This window comes from Mycolicibacterium austroafricanum (assembly GCF_902705885.1).
GTDB lineage: Bacteria > Actinomycetota > Actinomycetes > Mycobacteriales > Mycobacteriaceae > Mycobacterium > Mycobacterium vanbaalenii_A.
This window is the reverse complement of record NZ_CACSIP010000033.1, coordinates 19,100-43,850: the sequence shown is the minus strand read 5'-3', so window position 1 is coordinate 43,850 and position 24,751 is coordinate 19,100. Positions and strand designations below refer to the sequence as shown.

General features: G+C 65.9%; 23 protein-coding genes. 16 read left to right on the top strand and 7 right to left on the bottom strand.

The annotated features are described in order from the left end of the window. The first annotated feature begins 51 nt into the window (after nt 1-51). Genes BEMPMBAN_RS32785 through BEMPMBAN_RS20655 form a run of 4 tightly spaced genes read left to right on the top strand, consistent with a single transcriptional unit; the run spans nt 52 to nt 5,570 of the window. Nucleotides 52-1,122 carry an ABC transporter substrate-binding protein gene (locus BEMPMBAN_RS32785; RefSeq protein WP_234897609.1) on the top strand — a complete coding sequence of 357 codons (1,071 nt, stop codon included), beginning with the start codon at nt 52-54 and terminating at the stop codon, nt 1,120-1,122. A 31-nt stretch (nt 1,123-1,153) separates the two neighbouring features. Then, nucleotides 1,154-2,347, top strand: a complete 1,194-nt coding sequence (locus BEMPMBAN_RS20665) for an MFS transporter (protein ID WP_159233125.1) — start codon at nt 1,154-1,156, stop codon at nt 2,345-2,347. A 44-nt stretch (nt 2,348-2,391) separates the two neighbouring features. Then, on the top strand, nt 2,392-3,882 hold the full coding sequence (locus BEMPMBAN_RS20660) for an aldehyde dehydrogenase family protein (RefSeq protein ID WP_159233124.1): 1,491 nt from the start codon (nt 2,392-2,394) through the stop codon (nt 3,880-3,882). Then, on the top strand, nt 3,879-5,570 hold the full coding sequence (locus tag BEMPMBAN_RS20655) for a thiamine pyrophosphate-dependent enzyme (protein WP_159233123.1): 1,692 nt from the start codon (nt 3,879-3,881) through the stop codon (nt 5,568-5,570). The genes BEMPMBAN_RS20660 and BEMPMBAN_RS20655 overlap by 4 nt, the downstream gene beginning before the upstream one ends. 4 nt (nt 5,571-5,574) lie before the next feature. On the opposite strand, the gene fgd is transcribed toward BEMPMBAN_RS20655, so the two are convergent. Then, the gene (gene fgd / locus BEMPMBAN_RS20650) at nt 5,575-6,585 is read right to left on the bottom strand and encodes a glucose-6-phosphate dehydrogenase (coenzyme-F420) (RefSeq protein WP_159233122.1); all 1,011 of its coding nucleotides are present in this window, start codon (nt 6,583-6,585) and stop codon (nt 5,575-5,577) included. A gap of 10 nt (nt 6,586-6,595) precedes the next feature. Beyond that, nucleotides 6,596-9,148, bottom strand: a complete 2,553-nt coding sequence (locus BEMPMBAN_RS20645) for a bifunctional FO biosynthesis protein CofGH (RefSeq protein WP_200846065.1) — start codon at nt 9,146-9,148, stop codon at nt 6,596-6,598. A gap of 271 nt (nt 9,149-9,419) precedes the next feature. Here BEMPMBAN_RS20645 and BEMPMBAN_RS20640 point away from each other — a divergent pair, with 271 nt between their 5' ends. The 11 genes from BEMPMBAN_RS20640 to BEMPMBAN_RS20590 all read left to right on the top strand — a co-directional run bounded on the left by BEMPMBAN_RS20640 (nt 9,420) and on the right by BEMPMBAN_RS20590 (nt 19,349). After that, nucleotides 9,420-9,986 (top strand): SRPBCC family protein, encoded by a 567-nt coding sequence (locus BEMPMBAN_RS20640; RefSeq protein WP_159233121.1) that lies wholly within the window; start codon nt 9,420-9,422, stop codon nt 9,984-9,986. A gap of 21 nt (nt 9,987-10,007) precedes the next feature. After that, nucleotides 10,008-10,175 (top strand): hypothetical protein, encoded by a 168-nt coding sequence (locus tag BEMPMBAN_RS20635; protein ID WP_159233120.1) that lies wholly within the window; start codon nt 10,008-10,010, stop codon nt 10,173-10,175. A gap of 112 nt (nt 10,176-10,287) precedes the next feature. After that, nucleotides 10,288-10,995 (top strand): GntR family transcriptional regulator, encoded by a 708-nt coding sequence (locus BEMPMBAN_RS20630; RefSeq protein WP_159233119.1) that lies wholly within the window; start codon nt 10,288-10,290, stop codon nt 10,993-10,995. Between the two features lie 174 nt (nt 10,996-11,169). Beyond that, on the top strand, nt 11,170-12,018 hold the full coding sequence (locus BEMPMBAN_RS20625; protein ID WP_159233118.1) for an LLM class flavin-dependent oxidoreductase: 849 nt from the start codon (nt 11,170-11,172) through the stop codon (nt 12,016-12,018). A gap of 47 nt (nt 12,019-12,065) precedes the next feature. Further along, nucleotides 12,066-13,292, top strand: coding sequence for an MFS transporter (locus BEMPMBAN_RS20620; RefSeq protein ID WP_159233117.1), 1,227 nt, complete (start codon nt 12,066-12,068; stop codon nt 13,290-13,292). Between the two features lie 82 nt (nt 13,293-13,374). Next, nucleotides 13,375-14,325, top strand: coding sequence for an alpha/beta hydrolase (locus tag BEMPMBAN_RS20615; protein ID WP_159233116.1), 951 nt, complete (start codon nt 13,375-13,377; stop codon nt 14,323-14,325). Continuing rightward, nucleotides 14,322-15,698 carry a dihydroorotase gene (locus tag BEMPMBAN_RS20610; RefSeq protein ID WP_159233115.1) on the top strand — a complete coding sequence of 459 codons (1,377 nt, stop codon included), beginning with the start codon at nt 14,322-14,324 and terminating at the stop codon, nt 15,696-15,698. Before BEMPMBAN_RS20615 ends, BEMPMBAN_RS20610 begins: the two co-directional genes overlap by 4 nt. Nucleotides 15,699-15,714: 16 nt before the next feature. Then, on the top strand, nt 15,715-16,692 hold the full coding sequence (locus BEMPMBAN_RS20605) for an LLM class flavin-dependent oxidoreductase (RefSeq protein ID WP_159233114.1): 978 nt from the start codon (nt 15,715-15,717) through the stop codon (nt 16,690-16,692). Nucleotides 16,693-16,697: 5 nt separating this feature from the next. Next, the gene (locus BEMPMBAN_RS20600) at nt 16,698-18,155 is read left to right on the top strand and encodes an aspartate ammonia-lyase (protein WP_425294997.1); all 1,458 of its coding nucleotides are present in this window, start codon (nt 16,698-16,700) and stop codon (nt 18,153-18,155) included. Further along, on the top strand, nt 18,152-19,024 hold the full coding sequence (locus tag BEMPMBAN_RS20595) for a class II aldolase/adducin family protein (protein ID WP_159233113.1): 873 nt from the start codon (nt 18,152-18,154) through the stop codon (nt 19,022-19,024). Before BEMPMBAN_RS20600 ends, BEMPMBAN_RS20595 begins: the two co-directional genes overlap by 4 nt. Before the next feature lie 148 nt (nt 19,025-19,172). Continuing rightward, nucleotides 19,173-19,349 (top strand): rubredoxin, encoded by a 177-nt coding sequence (locus tag BEMPMBAN_RS20590; RefSeq protein ID WP_159233112.1) that lies wholly within the window; start codon nt 19,173-19,175, stop codon nt 19,347-19,349. Between the two features lie 44 nt (nt 19,350-19,393). Here BEMPMBAN_RS20590 and BEMPMBAN_RS20585 read toward each other — a convergent pair whose 3' ends face one another. Continuing rightward, complete coding sequence (locus tag BEMPMBAN_RS20585; protein ID WP_159233111.1) at nt 19,394-19,828, bottom strand: DoxX family protein; 435 nt, start codon at nt 19,826-19,828, stop codon at nt 19,394-19,396. A 158-nt stretch (nt 19,829-19,986) separates the two neighbouring features. Next, nucleotides 19,987-21,423, bottom strand: coding sequence for a type I glutamate--ammonia ligase (glnA, locus tag BEMPMBAN_RS20580; RefSeq protein ID WP_159233110.1), 1,437 nt, complete (start codon nt 21,421-21,423; stop codon nt 19,987-19,989). A 183-nt stretch (nt 21,424-21,606) separates the two neighbouring features. Between glnA and BEMPMBAN_RS20575 the strand changes: the two genes are divergently transcribed. Next, nucleotides 21,607-22,074 (top strand): RDD family protein, encoded by a 468-nt coding sequence (locus BEMPMBAN_RS20575; protein WP_159233109.1) that lies wholly within the window; start codon nt 21,607-21,609, stop codon nt 22,072-22,074. A gap of 248 nt (nt 22,075-22,322) precedes the next feature. Here the strand turns inward: BEMPMBAN_RS20575 and BEMPMBAN_RS20570 are convergent, their stop codons facing one another. Genes BEMPMBAN_RS20570 through lipB form a run of 3 tightly spaced genes read right to left on the bottom strand, consistent with a single transcriptional unit; the run spans nt 22,323 to nt 24,743 of the window. Further along, complete coding sequence (locus tag BEMPMBAN_RS20570) at nt 22,323-23,075, bottom strand: DUF4191 domain-containing protein (protein ID WP_159233108.1); 753 nt, start codon at nt 23,073-23,075, stop codon at nt 22,323-22,325. A 4-nt stretch (nt 23,076-23,079) separates the two neighbouring features. After that, nucleotides 23,080-24,042: a lipoyl synthase gene (lipA, locus tag BEMPMBAN_RS20565; protein WP_159233107.1), complete on the bottom strand. Its 963-nt coding sequence runs from the start codon at nt 24,040-24,042 to the stop codon at nt 23,080-23,082. After that, nucleotides 24,039-24,743 carry a lipoyl(octanoyl) transferase LipB gene (gene lipB, locus BEMPMBAN_RS20560; RefSeq protein ID WP_159233142.1) on the bottom strand — a complete coding sequence of 235 codons (705 nt, stop codon included), beginning with the start codon at nt 24,741-24,743 and terminating at the stop codon, nt 24,039-24,041. Before lipB ends, lipA begins: the two co-directional genes overlap by 4 nt. Nucleotides 24,744-24,751: the final 8 nt, after the last annotated feature.

Here is a 24,751-nt window from a genome sequence, read left to right as displayed (position 1 = left end):
TGAGGATTCAACGAATGTTCGGCCAACCAACCAGGAGAAAGAAGGAGAACGATGTCTTACCAAAGTTGTCGTGGCCGCCGTGTCACGACGTTCATCGCTGCCGGTGCGGTCGGCGCACTCACCCTCGCGGCGTGCGGGTCGGATTCCAGCGAGACGCCCGAGGCTGCCACAGCTGAGTCCTTGCAAATCGCGCTGTCCGCTCAACCCCAGGCCTCGCTGGTGCCGCTGGTCTACGGCGTCGACAACTTCGGCGGCGCTTTCGATTTGGATGTCAGCGTCGCCGACAACGTCACGATATTCGATTCGCATGCGACGGCGGCCCAGACCGTGCTCGGTGGTCGGGCCCAGGTCATGGGCTCGTCGATCTCCTCCATCCTGGCCGCTCGGGAACAGGGGGAGGACTTCAAGATCTTCTGCCCCTACGTCAGCATGGACGACTTCGTGCTGACGGGCGCCAACGGCGTCAACACGGTGGGCCAGCTCTTCGATCCATCAACCCGGGTTGCCATCGACAGCCCCGGCGGCGCGGGAGCAATCATCCTCAACGCATTGCTGACGGGCACCGGCGAAAGCCGCAGCATCCAGGACATCCCCAACCAGCAGATCATCGAGAGTTCGAGCCTGCGCACCGCGGCCTGGGCCGCCGGTGACGTCGATGCCACGGTGATCCACGAGGACCAGTACGAGTCAGCGGAGGCCAATGTCAACGAGCCGGTGCGCATCGCCACGCTCTACGAGAACGTCGACACTTTCATCAAGGAAGCCCAGGCCGCCGATGGCGAATGGCTGGAACAGAACCGGGAACTCGCGGCCAAGTACTGCGCCACCACACTGAGAGCGATGAAGACGCTGAAGTCCGACTTCGCGCTGTTCCAGACCGCGGTCAACGAGTATGTCGAAGAACCGCCCGCGGAGGAGGAACTGCGAGTGCTGTTCGATCTGATCGAGCAGTACCCATTCTGGACCGACGATGGTGGGCTCAGCGAGGACAGCATGGCGTTCATGATCGAGGTGGCGACCGAATCAGGTGTCCTCACCGAGCCGATGAACGCCGCCGATGTTGTCGATCGCGAAACCCTGAACCGGGCAGTCGAACTCGCCAACCAGCCAGAGGCGCAGTAACTGACCTCGATTAGTCCGAAGGGCCGGCCCGGTGCGCCGGGCTGACACCGCCGCCACCCTGGCCTCGGTGGTCGTGCTCACCGGGGTGCAGGGCATCGCGCCGGCTCTTCCGCAGATCCGCGATCAGTTCGGTCTCGACGATGCCGAGACATCGCTGCTGACGCTTGGCTATTTGATCGCCGCGGCGTGTGTAGCCGCACCGATCGCGGCGCTGGCCGACCGGTTGGGGGAGCGGCGCGTCCTGGTGACGTCGTTGGTGGTGTTCGGGTTGTCCGGCGCGGTGGTGGCGGTCACGGCTGATTTCGCTGTGTTGGTCATCGTGCGCACCGTCCAGGGCGCGGCTTTCGGTGTGGTGCTGGCGTTGACCGTCGGCCTCACCGGCAAAGGTCTGGACACGGCCCTGCTGGCACGTGCACAGAGTGTGCGAGTGATGGCGATGGCGCTGGCCGAGGTGGTGTTGCCGATCGCGGCCGGAGCGCTGCTGGGCGTCGCGAGCTGGCGCCTCGCCGCGGCCCTGCAGTTGGCCGCCATACCGGTCGCCGTGGTCTGTGCCGTCGCTCTACCTGGTCGCCCGCCGCGAACTGCGGGCGCATCGGCCGGCGAACATGGTCTGCGCCCGGCAGTGGCGGCTCTGCGGACACCGTTCGGCGCCGCAGTGCAGGTGCCCGGCTACGCCCGCTTCCTGATCAAATTCACCTTGCTCACGTATGTGCCGCTGTTGGCGGCCGACGCCTTCGGGATGTCGCCGTGGTCGATCGGCGTGGTGCTCAGCGTCACCGCGGTCGCCAGCATCCTTGCCGCCTGGCTGGCCGCAGCTGCCCTCGCCCGACACAGCACGGCGCGGGTCACCTTGATCGGCTTGCTCTTGGCCGCAATGCCTTTCGTGGTGTTGCCGGCGGCCCCCGCTGCCGGCTACCTGGCGGTGCTGGTGGTGATCACCGGGCTCGGCGACGGGATCCTCGGTGTCGCGAACAACGTTTCGGCGAGCATGGCGGCGCCGGATGTCGGCCGTTCGGCGTTCTTCGGATTGACCGGATCGATCCGCAATCTCGGAAAGTTCTCCGCATTGGCGGTGGTCGGCGGGACCACCTTGGTGGCCCCGCTCGGCGGTGCGCTGGTCCTCGTGGGCGTGCTCGGTGTCGCGTCGACGGCGGCAGTGCCGGCAATCGCCCGGGGGCAGAGTAGGCCGCCGCCGGAACCCACGCCAGAGCGCAGCATCGAGTGACAAAGACGCACACATTGGACCCGGATATTCGCAGAGGAGCGAGGATGACAGTGGAACTCAACGGCGTCGACGCCGAGTACCAGCGGTGGACGCGGGTGGTCGCAGACGCGACCTGGCGTCTGCGGCTCGGCGCGGAGCTGCGGAAGGGCAGCGGCGCTGCGGCGCCGGTGCTCAACCCCGCCAACGGTGAGCTGCTGTGCGACATCGAGCAAGCCAGCGGCGCCGATGTGGATCTCGCGGTGGAACGCGGCCTGGCCGCAGCCCAGGCCTGGGGGAACCTGACTCCCCGTGACCGTGGAGGTGCGGTGCGCGAGTTCGCCGACATCCTCGAGCAGCACCAAGACGAGCTGGCCTGGCTCGACACCCTCGACGCCGGCCTGCCGCTGTGGATGATGCGCAAGGACGCGGCGACCGGCATCGAACGGATGCGGATGTTCGCCGATCTGGGTTTGACGTTGTCCGGCCTGACCATCCCGGCCAGCGCGGGCAACCTGCACCTGACCTTCCTCGAGCCCTTCGGGGTGGTCGCGCGGATCATCCCCTTCAATCATCCGTTCATGTTCGCCGCGTCGAAGGTGGCCGCGCCGTTGGTGGCCGGCAACGCGGTGGTGCTCAAACCTTCGGAACTGACCCCGTTGTCGGCGTTGCGGATGGCCGAGCTCGCCCAGGACGTGCTGCCCGACGGCGTGCTCTCCGTCGTGCACGGCGATGCGGACATCGGCGATGCGCTGGTGCGGCACCGCGGCATCCGACGGATCGCGTTCACCGGCAGCCATCATGTCGGCCGCGCGATCCAGCGCTCGGCGGCCGAGGTCGGCGTCAAGCACGTGTCCCTGGAACTCGGCGGCAAGAACGCGATGATCGTCTTTCCGGACGCCGACGTCGATTCCGCGCTGCAAGCCGCGGTGAAGGGAATGAACTTCGCCTTCGCTGGACAATCCTGCGGTTCGACGTCGCGAATCTTGTTGCCCGAGTCCCTGTTCGCATCGTTCACCGAGCGCTATGTCAGTGCCGTGACCGCGGTCAACCAAGGTCTGCCGTGGACGCCCGGCGTGCAGATGGGGCCGATGGTGTCGGCGGCGCAGCGCGACCGGGCGATCGGGTTCATCGACCGGGCCCGCGACGCGGGGGCGCGGGTGCTCGCCGGTGGCGGCGTGCCCGCCGACGCCGGCGCCGGATTCTTCGTCGCGCCCACCGTGCTCGACGGCGTGTCCACGGATATGGAGATCGCCAGGGAGGAGGTGTTCGGCCCGGTGGTCAGCCTGGTGCCATTCTCCGACGAGGATCATGCGGTGCGGATCGCCAATGACGTCGACTACGGCCTCACCGCAAGCGTCTGGACCCGCGAACTAGCACGCGCACATCGGGTCTCGCGCCGTCTACAGGCCGGATACATCTGGGTCAACGACACGTCGACGCACTTTCCCGGGGTGCCGTTCGGTGGGGTCAAGTTGTCCGGAATCGGCCGCGAGGAGTCGGTGGACGAACTGGTCAGCTACACCGAGACCAAGGCCGTCAACGTGGTGCTGTCATGACGGTGTACGGATCCGACGCGATCGTCGATCTGCTGGTCGATCTGGGTGTCGACATCATCCCGTTCGCTCCGGGGGCGACATTCCGCGGTTTGCACGACTCTCTGGTACATCACCGCACGGACGCGCCGGAGATCATCGAATGCCTGCACGAGGAGATCTCGGTCGCGGTGGCGCACGGCTACGCCAAGGCCACCGGAAAGCTGGCAGCCGCCGCCCTGCACGACATCGTCGGTTTGCAGCATGCGGCCATGGCGATCTACAACGCATGGTGCGACCGGGCGCCAGTGCTGTTGCTGGGCGGATCGGGCCCGGCCGACGCTCAGCTGAGGCGGCCCTGGATCGACTGGATCCACACCGCCAACGTGCAGGCGACTCAGATCCGGGACTACACCAAGTGGGACGACCAACCGGCGTCGCTGCCCGCGGCGATGGAGTCGCTGGTGCGGGCGCGTCAACTGGCGTTGAGCGCCCCCTGCGGCCCGGTGTACATCGCACTGGACTCCGAGATCCAGGAGCAGCCGGTGCCCACCGATTGGGCGCCGCCCGCCGCGAACCGGTTTCCGGTCACCGAACCGCTGGCCCCGAGCGCCGATGCGATTCGCCGCATCGCCGCCCGACTGGCCGCCGCCCGGGCGCCGGTGATCGCCGTGGAATCCGTCGACCGCGACCAGGGCGCCCTGCTGCGGCTCGTCGAGCTGGCCGAACTCATCGGCGCACCCGTGGTGGAGGTGCAGCGCGACTACAACCGCACCGAGCTGTGTATGCCGACCCGGCATCCGCTCAACCACACCGGGATGCCGCTGTCCGCGCCGCCCGATGTGGTGCTGGCACTGGAAGTGCGCGACACCGACGTCATTCCGGGATGCGCCGGAGTTCCGGTGATCCAGGTGTCCACAGCGGGTCTGGCGGTCAAGGCGTGGGCCGCTGATCTGCAGCGGGTGCAGGCCGCCGAGATGGTGGTCGCCGCGCAGGTCCGGCCCACCCTCGACGCGCTGGTCATCGAGCTCAAGGGGCTGATAGACCCAAGCGACACCTCAGCGCGGGTGGCCCGGCTGGCCACCCACTCCGAGCAGTATCGCGCGGTGTGGGCGGCCACCGCGGCTGGGGCGCAGGGGATCACCCCGGCGCTTCTCGCCGATCGGCTAGGGGTCGCGACCGGGAACGCCGAACGCGTGCTCGCCAACGGCAGTCTGCACAACTGGGTGCACCGGCTGTGGTCTATCGATCACGTCGGTGCGTATCTGGGTTCCAGTGGTGGCGCGGGTCTGGGTTACGGTCTTGGCGCCTCCATCGGCGCGGCCCTGGCTCACCGTGGCTCCGGGCGGTTGGTCGTTGACATCCAATCCGACGGCGACGCCCTGATGACGCCCGGGGCGTTGTGGACCGCCGCCCGGCACCGCGTTCCGCTGCTCATCGTGATGGAGAACAACCGCATGTGGGGCAACTCCTTTGTGCACGCACAGAAAATGGCACGGGCCCGCGGTCGGAGCAATCCTCGGCCGGAGGTCGGCACGGTGATCGACGATCCAGCCGTGGATTTCGCGGGACTTGCACGAGCACAAGGCGTTTCGGCGACCTGGACGGTCGCCGAGGCGGCGGGTCTGGACGGGGCATTGGCCGCGGCTGTCGACCATGTGCTGAGCAGGCGCGCGCCCGCGCTGGTCGACGTCGTGACCACTGCCGACTGACCCGCTATCGGAGTTTGCGAAGCCGCGGTTCGAGGTCTCGGCCGAAGAGTTCCAGGAAGCGGCGCTGGTCGTGACCGGGGGCGTGGAAGACAAGGTGGTTGAACCCGTAGCCGACGTAGTCGGCGACCTTTTCGACGGCTTCGTCAGGGTCCGAGGCCACGATCCAGCGCTTGGCCACCTGCTCGATGGGCAACGCGTCGGCGGCCTTCTCCATCTCGATGGGGTCGTCGATGCTGTGCTTCTGTTCGGCGGTCAGCGACAGCGGTGCCCAGAACCGGGTGTTCTCCAGCGCCAGTTCAGGATCGGTGTCGTAGGAGATCTTGATCTCGATCATCCGGTCGACGTCGTCGGGGTTCATTCCGGCGGCCTCGGCGCCCTCTCGCACGGCCGGGATGAGCTTGTCCTTGTACAGCTCTTCGCCCTTGCCCGAGGTGCAGATGAACCCGTCGCCGGCCCGCCCGGCGTACTTGGCCACCTGCGGCCCGCCCGCGGCGATGTAGATGGGCACGCCACCGTCGGGCACGTCGTAGATGGAGGCGCCCTTGAGGTAGTAGTAGTCGCCATCGAAATCGACGCGGTCGCCCAGCCACAGCTCGCGCATCAACCGCACCGACTCGCGCAGCCGCGCGTAGCGTTCCTTGAACTCGGGCCAGTCGCCCGTGAACCCGGTGGCGATCTCGTTGAGCGCCTCACCGGTGCCCACACCCAGGAAGATCCGGTCCGGATACAGGCACGCCATCGTGGCGAAGGCCTGCGCGATGACGGCCGGGTTGTAGCGGAACGTCGGGGTCAGCACCGAGGTGCCCAGGAGCAGACGTTGGGTGCGCTCGCCGACCGCGGTCATCCAGGCCAGCGAGAACGGCGCGTGCCCGCCCTGGTGCCGCCAGGGCTGGAAGTGATCACTGACCGTCGCGCTGTTCATGCCGTGGGACTCGGCCAGCACCGCCAACTCGACGAGCTCGCGGGGGGCGAACTGCTCCGCAGACGCCTTGTATCCCAACTTCAGTTCTGCCACTGGGTTCTCCTCACTGGTTGCTGGTGGTGGCGTAGGTGGTGGTGCGTTGGCGGGCGGGTCGGCCGATGCCCTCGGCGATCGCCACGAGCTCATCGACGGTCTTGGCCGAGCCGTGCTCAGAGCCAGCCATTCTGGAGATGGTCTCCTCCATCAGGGTGCCGCCGAGGTCGTCGGCGCCACCGCCGAGCATCACCTGGGCGCGAGCGACACCCAACTTGACCCAGCTGGTTTGGACGTGGGAGATCCTGCCGTGCAGCATGATCCGAGCCAGTGCGTGGACGGCGCGGTTGTCTCGGTGGGTGGGCCCGGGGCGTGCGGCGCCGGCCAGGTAGAGCGGCGAGTTCTGGTGTATGAACGGCAGCGGCACGAACTCGGTGAAACCGCCGGTCTGGTCCTGGATCTTGCGCAGCACGTTCAGATGCCCCACCCAATGCCGAGGGGTGTCGACATGGCCGTACATCATCGTCGAGCTCGAACGCAGGCCGACCTGATGCGCGGTGGTCACTACCTCGATCCACATCGAGGTCGGCAGTTTGCCTTTGGTGAGGACCCAGCGGACCTCGTCGTCGAGGATCTCGGCGGCGGTGCCGGGTATGGAGTCCAAGCCGGCCTCGCGCAGGCTGGTCAGCCATTCGCGGATCGACAACCCGCTGCGGCTCACGCCGTGAGCGATCTCCATGGGGGAGAACGCGTGCACGTGCATCGACGGCACGCGCTTCTTGATCGCACGGATCAGGTCGGCGTAACCGGTGACGGGCAGTTCGGGATCGATGCCACCCTGCATGCACACCTCGGTGGCCCCGGCCAGGCGCGCCTCGGCAGCACGGGCAGCCACTTCGGCGGTCGACAGAGAGAACGCGTCCGCGTCGCCTTTGCGTTGTGCGAACGCGCAGAACCGGCAGCCGGTATAGCAGATGTTGGTGAAGTTGATGTTGCGATTCACCACGAAGGTGACGTCGTCACCGACGGCATCGGCACGCAGGGCGTCGGCCAGCGCGGTGACCGCGTCCAGCGCCGCGCCGTCGGCCGCGGCCAGTGCCAGATACTCGTCATCTGTGCAGCCTGCGGGATCTCGGTCGGCGGACCGCAGCGCGGCCAGCACATCGGTGGCGATGCGTTCGGGGGCGCGAGCGGCCAGTTCCCCGACCTTGCCGCGAATGGAATCCCAGTCACCGAAGGCGTTGTCGAGGTCTGAGCGGGTCTGGGTGCGGCGCCCATCGCCATCGATGGCGGTGTGCAGATCGGTGCGGCCCAGCGACTCGGCCGCCTCGTCGGGCTCCTGCCACGGCAGCCCCGCGGGGTTGATGTCGAGTGCCCAGCCGGTGTCCGGATCGGTCAGCGCGGCCACATGGGCACGCACGCGGGGGTCGATCCAGGCGGCATCGGCCAGCACATAGCGTGGCTGCGCGGTTAGCCGCTCAACCAGGTCGTAACCAGCCTCGGCGGTCACCGACGCCAGTTCGTCGAGGGCAGGCCACGGCCGCTCGGGATTCACGTGATCGTGGGTGAGCGGTGAGAGCCCGCCCCAGTCGTCGGCACCGGCGCCGACCAGCGCCAGGCACTCGGCCCGCGAGACCAGGTTCGGCGGCGTCTGTACCCGCATCGTGGGTCCCAGCACCAGCCGGGTGACCGCGACGGTGGCAAGGAAGTCGTCGATGGCGGCATCCGGCGTTGCGGCCATCGCGGTGTGGTCTTTGGCCAGGAAATTCTGCACGATGACTTCCTGAATGTGCCCGAACTCCTTGTGCGAGCGCCGTACCGCGTGAATCGTGTCCGCCCGCTCGGTCAGCGTCTCCCCGATCCCGACGAGCAGACCCGTGGTGAAGGGTATGGACAGCCGGCCGGCGTCGGCCAGGGTGCGCAGCCGGACCTCGGGGTCCTTGTCCACGCTGCCGTAGTGCGCCTCACCCCTGGTCTGGAACAATCGCCGCGACGTGGTCTCCAGCATCATGCCCATCGAAGGCGCCACCGGCTTGAGCTGCGACAGCTCCGCCCAGCTCAGCACGCCGGGGTTCAGGTGGGGGAGCAGGCCCGTCTCCTCCAGCACCCGGATCGCCATGGCGCGCACATACTCCAGGGTGGAGTCGTAGCCGCGCTCATTGAGCCATTGCTGTGCCTGCGGCCACCGGGTCTCCGGTCGATCCCCGAGTGTGAAAAGCGCTTCCTTGCAGCCCAGCTCGCCGCCGCGCCGCGCGAGCGCGACGATCTCGTCGGGCTCGAGGTACAGGCTTTTGCCCTGGGCCTGGAGCCGGCCGGGCGCGGTCACGAAAGTGCAGTAGTGGCATTTGTCCCGGCACAGCCGGGTGATCGGGATGAAGACCTTGCGCGAATAGCTGATCGGTAGCCGGCCAGTCGCGCCGCGGCGGTCATTCGAGGTCAGCCCAGCGTCACGCACCCGTGCCGCAGAGGAGCACAGATCGGCCAGATCGCCGCCGCGCGCCGTCATCGCGGTCGCGGCCTCCTGGACGTTGAGCGCCACCCCGTCCCGGGCGCGCCGCAACACCCGGCGCAAAGCCGCCGAAGTCGGTTGACGGGCGAGTGGTGGAACGGACCTCACTGGCAGTGCCGCGCCTTCCCACGTCGCAGTCGAGTGCAGGCATCGTTGCGCCCAGCCTATTTGGCATCAGCCGGTGGCGGAGCCCTCGGACACTCGCACTTTGGATATTAAATCATAACCGTGCCACCAAGGCTTCAGGTCGGTTGGGGCAAGTGTGGTTGACTCGCATATGGGCCGGTTGCGCTCCCTGGCCTGCCGTCCTAAGTTGTATCAAAAATTCATGCTTGTCAGCGTAATTGTAGGCCGCCCCATGCCGCGGACGGAATTTCATCGTGACTTGTCAGTCAAGGCCGCCCCTGTCGATGCCTGGACTGCGCTTGTCGACGTCCTCCGCCTGGTCGGCTGGGTCTCGGTGGTGGAGGACGCCGTCGAGTTGGAGCCGCTGAGCAAGTACACCGCGGTGTTGATGGACCGGCTCGGACCGTTCAAACTGCGCGCCAACCTCGACGTGACCGTCAGCGACGTAGTCTCGGGGCAGTCGCTGAAGGTCAAAGCGATCGGTGAGGACCGCCAGGTCGGATCGCGGCTGCTGGTCGTGGCCACCATGCAGGAGCGCCCCGAGCAGGACGGTTCGACGATCGTCGTCGACGGCGTGTGGGCGTGGCCGTCGAAATCGACCCGAAACCGGATACGTCACGGTGGACCAGTTGGTCACCTGTGCCGACCTCGGCTTTTGCCATCAACCCCCAAGCGGTGGAGGGGCAGGACCTCGGCGCGGCGACTTAGGGTCTGGGGGCGGCGCTGTTCGAGGAGCTGGTGTACGACGGTCCCCAGCTCGCCAACGCCAACGTGGTCGACTGCCGGGTGCCGCGGACCGGCGACGTGGCCAGGCGAATCGACCTGATGATCGCCGAACGCCGAGACGGTGTCGGGCCCTACGGCGCCAAAGGGCGCGGGCGAAGGACAGCTCAACCCCATCGGCGGCGCGGTGGCGTCGGCGGTGGCGCAGGCCACCGGGCGGTGGCCGACTCGGTTGCCGCTGACCCCGGAGCGGGTGTGGCGGCTGATGAACGACCTTCCCGAGTCGGATTGAACCCGTCCTGCGCAGACTTCCGAGGTACTTGATCTAAAATGCAATATTGAAGTCTCGCCCGGGTTCCAGCTCTTGGTGCGACACAGGCGAGCAACGGTGCGAGGGAGGAAAGATGGCGCGCAGCGCCGATAGTGCGCTTTCTGAGGCGGAGACTCAGAATCTCAGTCGGATCGCGGAGTCGGTCCGGGGGACGTTCCAGTCTGTCGAGGACATGACGCAGGCATTCATCCGTGAGGCCATCCTCCAGGGCATCTTCCCGCCGGGGCAGCGGCTCAACCTCGACACCATCGCCGAGTCGCTCGGCGTCAGCCGCATGCCGGTGCGGGCCAGCCTGCGGCAGTTGGAAAACGAAGGGCTGGTGCGAATTAACCATCACAGGGGCGCGTCGGTCTCGGTTTTGCTGCCGGAAGAGATCAACGAGATCTACGAATTGCGCATCTTGCTGGAGTCCTACCTGCTGAAACTTGCGATGGCCGATCTCGATGACGCCCTGGTCGACCGGCTGGAGTCGATCGCCCATGAACTGGAGGAGACTTCAGAGCTCGGCAAGCGGCTGGAGCTGCGGTTTCGGCTCTACGAGGAGCTCTACCGTCGCGCCAATCGGCCGCGGGCGCTGGCGCAAGTGAATATGTTGCGCGGTTCGGTGGGGCGGTACCTGCTGCTGCAGCGCGTCGATGAGCACCACAGCCACGAAGAGCTGATCGCCCAGTTGCGCGCGCACGACGTCGAATCGGCGACTGCGTGGCTGGTGATCCACCTTCGGAAGGTGTCGCAGAAGCTGCAGGGGATCGTCGCCGCCGAGGAGAAGGCCCCGGCCTAGTCGTCGCCTGACCTCTCACGATGCGCCTTCGGATTTTCCGGGGGCGCTTCGTCGTTGGCGCTAGGTCGGCAGCCCGGGATTTCTTTTACCTGAGTGATACCGAGTCGGTCCCGTTGATCTTAAATTTTGGATACTATCTGGTTGGCGCCTGGCAAATCAGATCAAGGAGTTTTAATGTCGAACGTCGCTTTCGGGGTGCGAGTGCCCAACTCGGGCCCGCTCTCATCCGTCGCGAACATCACCCGTGCGGCGGTCGAAGCCGAAGGGATGGGGTTCGATTCGATATTCCTCCACGACCACGTCGTGTGGAGCAACGAGATGCACCGCCACCACATCTCCTCAGGTGGGCACGAGGCGCTCGACGACAGCCAATCCGCGGATTTCTACGAAGCGCTCACTACCATCGGCTACCTTGCGGCCAAAACCGAGCGGGTAAGAATCGGTGTGGCCTGTTTGGTGATGCCGACCCGCAACCTGATCTACGCCGCCAAACAGTTGGCGACTCTCGACCATCTGTCGGGCGGGCGATTGATCGCCGGCGTCGGCCTCGGCTCCAAGGCCTCCAAGGAGTCGAGCGAGTTCGACGTATTCGGTGTGCCCTTCTCGGCACGCGCCCAGATGACCGATGAGTTCGTCGAGGCGATGCGCGCCATCTGGACTTCGGGATACCGAGTAGTTCGGACTGGGCGTCATCATGGGCGCCATGGTGATCCATGGGTTGACACCTGGACCGAACTTGATCCGGGAATTCGGGCGCCCCCGCTGCCATGGCGGCTGTCGACAGCGGGCCCCTGCCACTCGCCGAAGCAGCCCCTCAACTGGTCGAGGGACCGGTCGATGACCGTGCTGCTAGGAATCGAGTTCGCGGTCCCACTCGCCCTTCTCGCGCTTCTGCGACTGGTCACCGCAGAGAGTTGGAGGACGACGCTGATAACGACCGTATTAGCTTCGGCCACCGTGTGTTTGGTGTTTCACACTCTCCGCGGCGTGCCACTCCAGGGCGCGATGCTGCTGTCGTACTGAGGGAGTTGCAGAAGGTTTGGCGATGAGAATAGGTGGGAGAGGGATTGATGACACAGTCGACGACGCGTGCGCAGCGGCCGTGGGCGGTCATCTGGGTCGCTAGTCTGACCGCCGGCTTCCTCACGTCGGGGATGCAGGGCATCGTCCCGGCGATCCCGGCCATTCGTGATCACTTCGGCTTGGACAATTTCGAGATCGGCCTCATCGCCGGGGTCTATCTGCTGCCGGGTGTGTTCTCGGCATTCGCCGCCGGAGTCCTGACCCAACGGATCGGCGCGCGCAAAGTCGTGGTGGCCGGTCTGGTGATATTCGGCCTGGGTGGCGGCCTGCTCCTGTTCGCCCATGACCTGCCGACGCTGCTGGCGGTGCGGTTTGTCCAGGGCATCGTGTTCGGGGCGTTGTTGTCGGTGACCGTCGGCATCATCGGTTCGGTGGTGCCGTCGGGACCGGCCGCCCATCGGGGGCAGAGTCGGCGGATAGTGGCGATGGCGGCCTCGGAGGCGCTGTTCCCGGTCGCCGGCGGATTTCTGCTGGCCCTCGCCTGGTACGCGCCTTTCGGTCTGCAGCTGTTCACGCTGCCATTGGCCGTTGTCGCGTGGTTCGTGCTGCCTGATATACGGAATAGCAAGAGCGCCAAAGGCGCCGACGTTCCTGCGGAGTCGGTGTGGAAGGCTCCGGCGATCGTCGGAGTCCAGATTCTGGCTGCGGCGAGGTTCATCTTCAAGTTCTCGGTGTTGACCTACACACCCGTGCTCGCGGTGGACCAGGTCGGGATGTCGGCGGCACTGCTCGGACAGCTCATCGGGGTGTCCAGCGCGCTTGCGGCCATCACGGCGTTGTTGTCGGAACGGCTGGCGTCGCGGCTGCGCTCCTCGGAGATGATCCTGGCCTGCATGCTACTGATCGCGATCAGCCTGGTCCTGTTCGGTTTGGCTGACTCGGTGTGGATGGTGGCGATCGGGCTGCTGATCTACGGTATCCAGGACGGCGTCTACGGAGTGGCGCACAACGTGCTGGTCAACGAAATGGCGCCCGCGGGATCGCGAATGGCCTACGTCGGCCTGACCGGAACGGTGCGAAACATCGGAAAGTTTGTCTCGCCGTTGGTGTTCGGCGCCGCGACGCTGGCACTGCCGATCTCGACGACCTTCTTGGTGTTCGCCGGCGCCGGCCTGCTGGGTGCGGGTGTGGCCCAAAACGTCGCGCGGAGTCAACGCAGGCTGGAGAGTGGGCCCGCTGATGGTGCGGGCAATAGCCGAATCGGAATGCCCTAGCCGTTCCTCAATTTGGATCTTGTATATAAGATGTATTCCAGAGTCGTCAGAGATCCCTCGAACGCAAGGAGAAGCCCGCGCGATGCGCACTACACCGGTCACCTTCTACAGCGAAGGGCAGCGGCTCGCCGCGTTGTGGCGTACCCCAGATGAGATGTCAGGGCCGGTCCGCGCGATCGTGCAGGGTCCGGGTTGGCTGGGGTTGAAGGACGCCAACCTGTATGTCCGCTACCATGAGGCACTCACCGCTGCGGGGTTCGGAGTGTTCGTCTTCGACTACCGCGGCTTCGGGGAGTCCGAGGGTGACCGCGGCTACCTTTCACCGTCGTGGCAATTGACCGACCTCGTCAACGCGGTCACCTACCTGACCACTCGCGAGGACGTCATCGCCGATGCGATCGGCGTGTTCGGGACGGGCGGCACCGGCGGCGGTAACGCCGTGCTGCTGGCGGCCAAGGACAAGCGAATCAAGGCCGCAGTCAGTCAGGTTCCGGTCGCCGACGGCGACGATTGGCTGCACCGGATGCGCTCGGAGTCCGATTGGTTGGCATTTCTGGCAGACCTAGAGGCCGACCGCCGCATCAGGGTCGTGGAAGGCAGTGGGCGCATGGTTCACCCCCGCGAGGAGATCATGGTGCCCACCGCCGAACGTCGGACCACCAAGGTCAAGGCCGATGTCGATGACCGCATTCCCTCCAGCGTCCCGCTTTCGTGCGCCGAGGAGATCCGCGCCTACCGACCACTCGAAGCCGCAGCCGGCATGACTACCCCCTTGCTGGTGATCGGTGTGGACAAGGATGCCACCACACCCACCGATCACGCTGTGGCGCTCTACGACGCCGCTGCAGGACCCAAAGAACTGATCCTGCAGCGCAACACCACCCACTACGCCGCCTACGACAAGTACTGGGAGCAGACCACTCCCCGAATCGTGGGGTGGTTCGACACCTTTGTCACACCAATCGATCTCGACGTGCAGAGCACCATCACCCAGAGCACCACGATCGCCGTCACGACAGGAGACCAACGATGACCATTGATTTGAAACTGACCGGCGGAACGGTCCTGACACCCGCGGGCAGCATCAACGCCGATGTGCTGGTCGACGGCGGGAAGATCGTCGGCCTGGTCGACGGCTCCCTGCCGGTGGACGCCGGCCGTGTTGTCGACGCCGCGGGGAAGGTGGTGCTGCCGGGGATGGTCGATGTCCACGTGCACACCCGGGAGCCGGGTTTCGAGCACAAGGAGGACATCGAGACCACCAGCCGCCAGGCTGCGGTCGGCGGCGTGACGACGATCTTCGGCATGCCCAACCTGAGTCCGCCCACCAATGACGTCGAGACTCTGACCGATGTATTCGAGCGTTACTCGCGGACATCGATCGTTGACTACAACCACAACCCGGCGCCGACGAAATACGGCGAGATCCAGGCGATGTCGGACATGGGTGTGCAGGCCTACAAGATCTACATGGTGGTCGACACCGGCCGCACCTATCCGCATCCCGCAGGCACCGGTATGCACGACCACGGCGAACTGTTGCGGATGATGGACCTGATCGCGAAGACGGGTAAGCGCTTCATCATCCATCCGCACGACCAAGCCCTGATGGACTACATCGAGGGCGAGTATCTGGCTCGTGGCGACAACACCCCCAAAGGCTATGCCTCGGCATATGCCGCCCGTTCTGGCGTCATCTGGGACACCGCGATCGATGTGGTGTTGCGGTTGGCGGAGGCTTCCGGGTGTCCCGTGCACATTGCGCACATGCAGACCAAGCGTTCGATCGAGGCCGTGCGACGCGCCAAGGCCGCGGGAATCGATGTCACGTGTGAGGTGAACCACTGGGCGCCGTTCCTGTCGACCTGGGAAGACGTCGAGCGCCTCGGCCCTTACGCACTGTCTTACTGGGTGCCAGATGAGGGCCGAAACGCAGTGTGGGAAGGCATGGTCGACGGCACGATCGACATCTGCTCCTCCGACCACGCGCCGCACACGCGTCAGGAGAAGGAGGTGGGATGGACAGAGATGTGGAGCTGCCATACGGGCACCCCAGGGATTCAGTACTACTATCCCTTGCTGCTCGACGCGGTGAACCAGGGCAAAATCTCCCTGGATCGGGTGGTGTCGCTGGTGGCGACCCGGCCGGCTGAAGAATTCGGGCTCTGGGGCACCAAGGGCGCCATTCAGGTCGGCGCAGACGCTGATCTTGTGGTCGCAGACATGAAGTCGAAGTGGACCATCGCCGACGAGGGTGTGTTGTCCCGCTGCGGGTGGACGCCCTACGACGGGCGGTCCATCACGGCGAATATCGATCGGACGTTTGTTCGCGGCGAAGAAGTCTTCGGCGACGGGCAGGTAATCGGAAAGCCCGGGCACGGTCGTCTCGCCACGGCGAACGCCTGACACGAAAGGACCACACATGAAGTTCGGACTGCTGCTGCCGCATTTCGGTGAGCACGCTGACAAAGAGAAGCTGCTGGAAGGGTCGAAGCTCGCCGAGGACGTCGGCTTCGATTCGGTCTGGGTTCGTGATCACCTGGTCTTCGAGCCGCACGGCGAGATGGAGAAGCCCAACCGCACCTTCTACGACGCGCTCACGACCCTGACTGCCATCGGAGCGGTGACAAATCGGATCGAACTCGGCACCGGCTCGCTGATCCCGTTCCGGCATCCGCTGGTGACGGCGCTGATGGCAGGCACCATGACCCAGCTCGTCGGGCCGCGGCTGATCCTCGGTTTCGGCGCCGGAACGTTCGATCACGAGTTCGAGGCGATCGAATGGGGTGATCGCGACCGGGTGGAGCTGGTTCGGTCGAACGCGGAGATCCTGCGACGCGTGTTCACCGAGAACGATGTCGACTACTCCGATGACAACTTCACGTTCAACAACGTCACCATCGAACCGAAACCGGTGGGCGGGCGGATCCCGTTCTGGTACTGCGGCGGCACGCCGCGGTCGGCAAGGCTGGCAGTAGAGTTCTGCGACGGCTGGATGCCAGGCCGAATTGCGCTGGGCACCATGGCCAAACGGATCGACACCATGCGCAAGCTGGCCGATGAGCAGGACAAGAAGATGCCCACCATCGCCGTGATCCCGCCGACCAGTATCGAGGAGACCCGCGAGGAGGCGCTCAAGCACGTCAACATCCCCGGCCTGCTCGCGTGGGCGAATAAGGCCAAGTTCGCCGTCAAACCGCCGTCCGGCACATTCGAGACCGTCGAGGATCTCGAGGGACAGCTGATCGTAGGCAACCCGCAGGAAGCGGTGGCCGAGGTCAAGAAGTTCGAGGATCTGGGAACCGAACACCTCGTGTTCGACTTCCGGTTCAAGTTCGACCGGTTCTTCGAGCAGATCGAACTGCTCGGCCGAGAGGTCCTTCCGCATCTGAGGAGTTGAACTTGGTGAATGAGGCGGTGGCCGGAGTCGTCGTCGACGACCTGGGGTGCGGGCGTCTCGAGTCGGATGCGCTGGGGTCGTTGGAGGTGCCTGCCGGAGCCTATTACGGTATTCACACCGTCCGAGCCGGGCAGAATTTCGCAATCACCGGTGTCGCATTGTCGGACTGGCCGGAGTTCGTCATCGCGTTGGCGTCGGTGAAACAGGCTGCGGCATCCGCGAACAGGGAGCTCGGCCTGCTCGACGACCGGCGCGCTTCGGCGATAGTGCAGGCCTGCGAGGAGATTCGGCGCGGCGCCCTGCATTCCAGTTTTGTCGTCGATGTTGTACAGGGTGGGGCGGGCACGTCGTCCAACATGAACGCCAACGAGGTGATCGCCAACCGCGCGCTGGAGTTGCTCGGCCGGCCGAAGGGGGACTACGCGCACTTGAGTCCGCTCGAGCACGTCAACCTCAGTCAGAGCACCAACGATTGTTATCCGACGGCGATCAAGGTGGCCCTGCAGGTGCAACTTGCCGGGTTGGGCATGACGTTGCTCGACGTCGCCGCCGCCTTCGGCGCTAAAGCCAGCCAGTTCCGAGACATCGTCAAAATGGGACGAACTCAGCTGCAGGATGCAGTCCCCATGACGCTCGGTCAGGAGTTCGGCACGTATGCGGTCATGGTTTCCGAAGACGCGCAGCGGCTCGCCGAGGCCCGACGCCTGGTGTCGGAGATCAATCTCGGGGGCACGGCGATCGGGACCGGCCTCAATGCGCCGCGCCGATACCCGGAGTTGGCCTGCCGCACGCTGTGTGAGATCACCGGCCTCTCACTGCTGACCGCCGAAGATCTGGTCGAGGCAACCCAGGATGTCGGCGCTTTCGTCCAGGTTTCCGGGGTGTTGAAACGGACGGCGCTGAAACTGTCCAAGATCTGCAACGATCTGCGGCTGCTGTCCTCCGGCCCGCGAGCGGGGCTGAACGAAATAGATCTTCCCGCCGTACAGGCGGGCTCCAGCATCATGCCGGGGAAGGTCAACCCCGTCATACCGGAAGTCGTCAATCAGGTGGCGTTCGAAGTGGTCGGCAACGACGTGACCGTTTCGATGGCCGCCGAGGCGGGCCAACTGCAGTTGAACGCGTTCGAACCGATCATCGCCTACAGCCTGTTCAAGTCGGTGCGCCACCTGAACGCGGCCTGCAGTACGCTGGTCGAAAGGTGCATTCCCGGTGTCACGGCCAACGCCGAGCGGATGTATGACTCGGTCGTCAACTCGATCGGAGTCGTCACCGCACTCACTCCGGCGATCGGCTACGCCGCAGCGGTCCGGGTGGCTCAGCTGGCACTGGTGTCGGGCAGGCCGGTCCCCGAAATCGTGATCGAGGAGAAGCTAGCGGCGCCGGGCGTGGTGAGCGCCCTGTTGCGGCCCGAATCCTTCGTGACCGCAACCCCATTCCCGACCAGCGAAGAATCGCCATGACCACCACCGAAGCCGTCGACCAGCTGCGCGAGGCCCTCGTCACCTGCACTCGCCTGCTCGTGTTCGCCGGAGTGCTGGACTACAGCGGTCACGTCAGCGCGCGAATCCCGGGCACCGACCTCATCCTGATCCAGCCCAGAGACCTCAGCCGAGCATCGCTGACGCAGGAGGACATCTTGGTGGTCGATCTCGACGGCGGAGTCGTCGAAGGTGACGTGCCGCCACCGGCCGAAACAGCGATTCACACCGGGGTTTACCGCGCGCGTCCCGACATCGGTATGGTCTGCCACGGGCATCCCACGCTGTCTACGTCTTTCTCGATGGTCGACACGCCGTTGATGCCCATGCGGCACTTCGCCTACAAGCATCCCGCCGGATTGGCGGTGCATCCCGATCCCACCCACATCCGCACTCGTGAGCAGGGTGATGCGGTGGCCGGCACGCTCGCCGACGCCGACGCCTGCCTGCTGCGGTCACACGGGACGGTGCTGGTGGCCGACCGGTTCGACGTGTTGTTCATGGACTGCCTGGATCTCGAGGAGAACGCCAGGACGCTGCTAATCGCGCTGCAGACCGGCGGAAAGCTACTCCCGCTCAACGAAGAAGAGATCAGCGCTGTCTGCGAGAGCTACGACCGGGGTGGTCACCGGCGGCCCGAGCCAGCACGAATTTTGCACCAGTGCCGGGATCAGGGCGCTGAGTGCGGGTTTGGCCAGCGCGTAGGTGACCCCGAACATCGCCGCGGTGCAGATCAGCGTCGCCGGACCGGCATGTCCGGTCAGCGACAGCGCCGTCAGTGCCATGCCGACGGCGAAAGCTGCTGCGTGCGTGACGATCACGACTGCGCGCGGCCCGTACCGGTCGGATAGGTAGCCACCGAACGATCGCCAGCGCGAAGATCGGCACGAAGTTGCCCCAGGACGAGCAGCTGGTGATGTCGATACGCAGCCACGGCCTCGAGGCTCACGAGGATCGGGAGTTGCGGAGGTTGGTCGATTCGACGATGGGGGAGTCATCGTGATCGGCCTGACCTACGACCTGGAGAACCGCGTGCGCGTGTACAACCAGGTGTGTCCGGAGTGCGGTTGCACCGAAGCCGAGCTTTTGGGGCCCGCGGATCAACACGTGGCGCCCGGTCTGCGCGCCGAGGGCCTGTACCAGTGTCCCGATTGCGGCACCGATTGGGACGCCTGACACCCAGACTGACCCCCGGGAGCTCGGTGTTGTCGGCCGACCTCTCAGCGCGCCGTGGCCACCGCCCCGCGCCGCTGACCGTCCACCGACCATGCGCCGGCTCCGGTGGTCGCCAAGAGCAGGAATCCGAAGCAGAACAGCAGCGCGGTCTCGCCGCCGTTCTCTGCCGGCCAAAAGCTGCCCAGCTCGCCGCCGAAAAGGCCCCAGTGCTGCCAGAAGTACGCCACCGCCATCTGGCCGGCCGCGACCAGCGCCGCGATCCGAGTGAAGAAGCCGACGGTGATCAGCAGGCCGGTGACCAACTCGATCAGCCCGGCCCACCAATACGGCCAGGTGGCCACGGGAACCGCCTCGCCGACAGGAAAGCCGAACAGCTTCATGGTGCCGTGCAACGTGAACAGCAAGCCGAACACGATGCGGAAGATGCTCAACATGGGCGACGAGAAGCGGGACAACCGGGCATCCACATTCTGGGTCATGGGGGGCAGAATACCGTCACGGACCAGGGTCCGAATGATCTGCGCGCGAACAAGGTGATAACAAAAAAACCGGGTGGCGCCCCTTGCGGAGCAGCCACCCGGTTTCTTATACGTCGCGTCGGCGGTGCCGACTTATGCGTCGCGTCGGCGGTGCTGACTTATACGTCGTAGTACAGCGAGAACTCATAGGGATGCGGACGGATCTGGATCGGCATGATCTCGTTCTCCCGCTTGTAGGAGATCCACGTCTCGATCAGGTCGGTGGTGAACACCCCGCCCTCGGTCAGGTACTCGTGGTCGTCTTCGAGCTTGTCGATGACCGCGGCGAGCGATGTCGGTGCCTGCGGGATGTTGGCGGCCTCCTCGGGCGGCAGCTCGTAGAGATCCTTGTCGACCGGAGCCAGCGGCTCGATCTTCTTCTTGATGCCGTCGATGCCTGCCATCAGCATGGCGGCGAACGCCAGGTACGGGTTGCCAGAACTGTCCGGGCAACGGAACTCGAGGCGCTTGGCCTTCGGATTGTTGCCGGTGATCGGGATACGCACACACGCCGAGCGGTTGCGCTGGCTGTACACCAGGTTGATCGGCGCCTCGTAACCCGGAACCAGACGCTTGTAGGAGTTCACCGTCGGGTTGGTGAACGCCAGCAGCGACGGCGCGTGGTGCAGGATGCCGCCGATGTAGTGCCGCGCCATATCCGACAGGCCGGCATAACCCGACTCGTCGTGGAACAGCGGCTTGCCGTCTTTCCACAGAGACTGGTGGGCGTGCATGCCCGAACCGTTGTCGCCGAACAGCGGCTTGGGCATGAACGTGACGGTCTTGCCGTTCTTCCACGCGGTGTTCTTGATGATGTATTTGAACAGCAGCACATCGTCGGCCGCGTGCAGCAGCGTGTTGAACTTGTAGTTGATCTCGGCCTGGCCCGCGGTGCCGACCTCGTGGTGGCCACGTTCCAGCACGAAGCCGGCGTTCTGCAGATTGGTGGCCATCTCGTCGCGCAGGTCGACGTAGTGGTCGTACGGCGCGACGGGGAAGTAGCCGCCCTTCGGACGCACCTTGTAGCCGAGGTTGGGGCTGCCGTCGGACTCGAACGGCTCACCGGTGTTCCACCAGCCCGACTCGGAGTCGACCTCGTAGAAAGTGCCGTTGATCTTCGAGTCGAAGCTGACCGAGTCGAAGATGTAGAACTCGGCCTCGGCGCCGAAGAAGCAGGTGTCTGCGATGCCGGTGCTGGCCAGGTAGTTCTCCGCCTTGCGGGCGACGTTGCGCGGATCGCGCGAGTACGCCTCCCGCGTGAACGGGTCGTGCACGAAGAAGTTGAGGTTGAGCGTCTTGGCGGCACGGAACGGATCGATCTGTGCGGTTGCCGGGTCGGGCAGCAACATCATGTCCGATTCGTGGATGGACTGGAACCCACGCACCGACGAACCGTCGAATGCGAGGCCGTCCTCGAACACGCTCTCGTCGAACGCCGAAGCCGGGATCGAGAAGTGCTGGACGACGCCGGGCAGATCGCAGAACCGAATGTCGACGTACTCGACCTTCTCGTCCTTGATCTGCTTGATGATGTCGTCGGCGGTCTTTTCAGCCACTGATTGGTCTCCTTATTTCTGGTAGGCCCGCGTTGACGCTATGGACACGATGTTGCACCGTGGTCAACCATATGTTTCGCGGACGTTACGCATGGCGATCCCGACACCCATCGCGACACCCATCGTGACACCCATCCCGACACCCGAGGTAGCGCGCCGGCCGCCCACGCATATCCTGGCGGGATGGCCGGCGCAATCGGGTCCTGGCTCTCCGGACCGGACCCTTCTCAACCCGGCGTCGGCGTCGGCGCCTACCCGGGCGAACGGCTCGGTCTGCCCCAGACCGGGCCCGGGTCGATCGCCCGATTCGGCCGTCGCATCGCCGCTCTGTGCGTCGACTGGCTGGTGTCTTACGGGCTTGCGGGGCTGGCCATCGCGTTGGGCCTGTTGAGCCAGCCGATGCTGTCGACGGCTGTGCTGGTCATCTGGCTGGTGATGGGCGTCGTCTCGGTGCGCCTGTTCGGCTTCACGCCGGGTCAGCTGGCCCTGGGACTGCGGGTGGCGGCCGTCGACAACCGAACCCACGTGGGGTCGGGACGTGCGCTGGCGCGGGGACTGCTGATCACGCTCGTCATCCCGGCACTGTTCACCGACTCCGACCTGCGCGGCCTGCACGACCTCGCGACCAAGACGGCCGTCGTTCGCCGGTAGCCGTCTCACTGCTCGTGGAAGAGCTTCCCGTTCATCATCGTCAACATCACCGTCGCGCTGTGGATGTCGTGGGGATCGATGTCGAAGATGTTCTTGTCAAGCACGATCAGAGCGGCACGTCCGCAACAGCTTCCGGCGGGTCAGGCGTCCGCGGCCACCGCGCCCGAAAGAGGCGAAGTGCGGGGCCCATTCGCACGCAGTGCACATCTGTTCCCGGGCGACTGCGGTCAGCTACATGCCGAGCTAGGTCACTTGCGCCGGACGGTGCGCTGCACGCCGCGCATCTTCGCGCCGGCGGGCATCGGGCCCTTGGGCATCGCCGCCGGGCCGACCTTGGTGCCCAGCGCCGCAAGCCGGGACTCCAGCGAGTCCATCTGCTTGACCGTGATGTTGGCCGGGAGCTTGCCCAGGTGCCGTTCCAGCTTGGACAGCGGCACCTCGCCGTCACCGTTGCCGATCACGATGTCGTAGATCGGGACATCGCCCACCAGCCGGGCGGTGCGCTTCTTCTCTTGCGCCAGAAGCGGCTTGACGCGAGCGGCCGAACCCTCCCCGACAAAGATCACACCCGGTCGGCCGATCACCCGGTGCACGGCGTCGAAGTGACCGGTGGCCGACACCCCGGGGGTGACCCGCCACTTACCGCGCAGGTTCTCCAGCGCCCAGGCGGCTGCACCGGTCTGGCCCTCGGCCTTGCGATACACCGACTTCTGGGCGCGGCGGCCGAAGATGATGAAGGCCACCAGCCCGCCCAGCAGCACGCCGAGCGGGATCATCATGTACATCGTGAACCCGCCGGCGTACAGCCCCGAGGCCACCGAGGCGCCCACGATCAGCACGAACACACCGATCATGTACGGCAGGAGCCGCTTGTCCTCTTTGCGCTGGATCTGGAATGCCTGCCACAGCTGACTGCGGCGTTGCTTGGAAGCTGCCTTGCGGGCGGCCTTGGCCTCAGCCTTCGCCGCCTTCACTTCCGCCGGGTTACGCGATTTCGCCATCAGCTCAGGATACGGAGTCCGATGCCGCCGCCGCGGCCGCTCCGGCGGGACGGGACGCGATCGTCTGCGCATAGAGCCTGCCCGCCCGGTACGACGAGCGCACCAGGGGTCCGGCCAGCACGCCCGGGAAGCCCAGCCCGACCGCGTACTGCTCGTGTTGGACGAACTCGTCGGGATGCACCCACCGCTCGACGGGATGGTGGCGGGCCGACGGCCGCAGGTACTGGGTGATGGTGACGATGTCGCAGCCCGCCTCGTACAGGTCACGCAGCGCGGCACGCACCTCCTCGGGCGTCTCTCCCATACCGAGGATGAGGTTGCTCTTGGTCACCAAGCCGTAATCGCGGGCGCTGGTGAGCACCGACAGGCTGCGCTCGTACCGGAACCCGGGCCGGATCCGCTTGAAGATGCGCGGCACCGTCTCGACGTTGTGCGCCAGCACCTCCGGCCGGGAGGCGAAGACCTGTTCGAGCAGGTCGGGCTCGGCGTTGAAGTCGGGGATCAGCAACTCCACGCCGGTGTTGGGGTTGAGTGCCTTGATCTGGCGAACCGTCTCGGCGTACAGCCAGGCGCCGCCGTCGGGCTGGTCGTCACGGGCCACCCCGGTGATCGTCGAGTAGCGCAGCCCCATCGCCTGCACACTCTCAGCCACCCTGCGCGGCTCGTCGCGGTCCAGTTCGGCTGGCTTGCCGGTGTCGATCTGGCAGAAGTCGCAGCGCCGGGTGCACTGCTCACCGCCGATCAGGAAGGTGGCTTCGCGGTCTTCCCAGCACTCGTAGATGTTGGGGCAGCCTGCTTCCTCACACACCGTGTGCAGGCCCTCGCGGCGCACCAGTGCCTTCAGTTCGGTGTACTCCGGGCCCATCTTGGCCCTGGTCTTGATCCACGACGGCTTACGCTCGATCGGCGTCTGCGCGTTGCGCACCTCGAGCCTGAGCAGTTTGCGGTTTCCGGGATCGACAGTCACTGTGTCGATGGTACTGCGTGGCCGCTGATACGGCCGGTGTCGAGCCGTCCGTCGAGTACGTCGCACACCGCCTCGGCGACCCGGTCGATGACGTCGTCGACCCTGACCGTGCGGCCCAGTTCCGCGGTCAGCGACGTGACCCCGGCGTCGGCGATGCCGCACGGCACGATGGAGCTGAAGGCACTGAGGTCACAATCGCAGTTCAGCGCGAAGCCGTGCAGTGTCGTCGCCCGGGCCACCCTGATCCCGATCGCTGCCACCTTGCGCGCCGGACGGGTGTCGGCCGGGACCCAAACGCCGGACCGGCCCTCGACCCGGCCTGTCCGCAGGCCCAGGTCGGCGCACACCGCGATCAACGAATCCTCAAGTCGCCGAACGAATTTGACCACATCCAGCGGCTCGGCCAGGCCGATGATCGGGTACCCGACGAGCTGCCCGGGGCCGTGCCAGGTGATCTTGCCGCCGCGGTCGGTCTCGACGACCGGCGTGTCTGCGGGGCCGGCAGCGTCCGGCCGTTCGTGAGCCAGGGTGCGCCGGCCCGCGGTGTACACCGGGGGATGCTGCAGCAGCAGCAGGGTGTCAGGGCCGCCGGCGGCGCGGGCCTCGGCCAGCTCACGCTGCCGGTCCCAGGCGGACCGGTAGTCGAGGGTGCCCAGGCGCAGCACCTGCACCGGCGAGGTGCCCGAGCGGATCGATGCCACCATCAGGT

Coding starts and splice junctions, on each gene's coding strand:
- BEMPMBAN_RS32785 (WP_234897609.1), top strand. CDS start 52: ATGTCTTACCAAAGTTGTCGTGGCCGCCGTGTCACGACGTTCATCGCT.
- BEMPMBAN_RS20660 (WP_159233124.1), top strand. CDS start 2,392: ATGACAGTGGAACTCAACGGCGTCGACGCCGAGTACCAGCGGTGGACG.
- BEMPMBAN_RS20655 (WP_159233123.1), top strand. CDS start 3,879: ATGACGGTGTACGGATCCGACGCGATCGTCGATCTGCTGGTCGATCTG.
- BEMPMBAN_RS20630 (WP_159233119.1), top strand. CDS start 10,288: ATGGCGCGCAGCGCCGATAGTGCGCTTTCTGAGGCGGAGACTCAGAAT.
- BEMPMBAN_RS20625 (WP_159233118.1), top strand. CDS start 11,170: ATGTCGAACGTCGCTTTCGGGGTGCGAGTGCCCAACTCGGGCCCGCTC.
- BEMPMBAN_RS20620 (WP_159233117.1), top strand. CDS start 12,066: ATGACACAGTCGACGACGCGTGCGCAGCGGCCGTGGGCGGTCATCTGG.
- BEMPMBAN_RS20615 (WP_159233116.1), top strand. CDS start 13,375: ATGCGCACTACACCGGTCACCTTCTACAGCGAAGGGCAGCGGCTCGCC.
- BEMPMBAN_RS20610 (WP_159233115.1), top strand. CDS start 14,322: ATGACCATTGATTTGAAACTGACCGGCGGAACGGTCCTGACACCCGCG.
- BEMPMBAN_RS20605 (WP_159233114.1), top strand. CDS start 15,715: ATGAAGTTCGGACTGCTGCTGCCGCATTTCGGTGAGCACGCTGACAAA.
- BEMPMBAN_RS20595 (WP_159233113.1), top strand. CDS start 18,152: ATGACCACCACCGAAGCCGTCGACCAGCTGCGCGAGGCCCTCGTCACC.
- BEMPMBAN_RS20585 (WP_159233111.1), bottom strand. CDS start 19,828: ATGACCCAGAATGTGGATGCCCGGTTGTCCCGCTTCTCGTCGCCCATG.
- BEMPMBAN_RS20575 (WP_159233109.1), top strand. CDS start 21,607: ATGGCCGGCGCAATCGGGTCCTGGCTCTCCGGACCGGACCCTTCTCAA.
- BEMPMBAN_RS20570 (WP_159233108.1), bottom strand. CDS start 23,075: ATGGCGAAATCGCGTAACCCGGCGGAAGTGAAGGCGGCGAAGGCTGAG.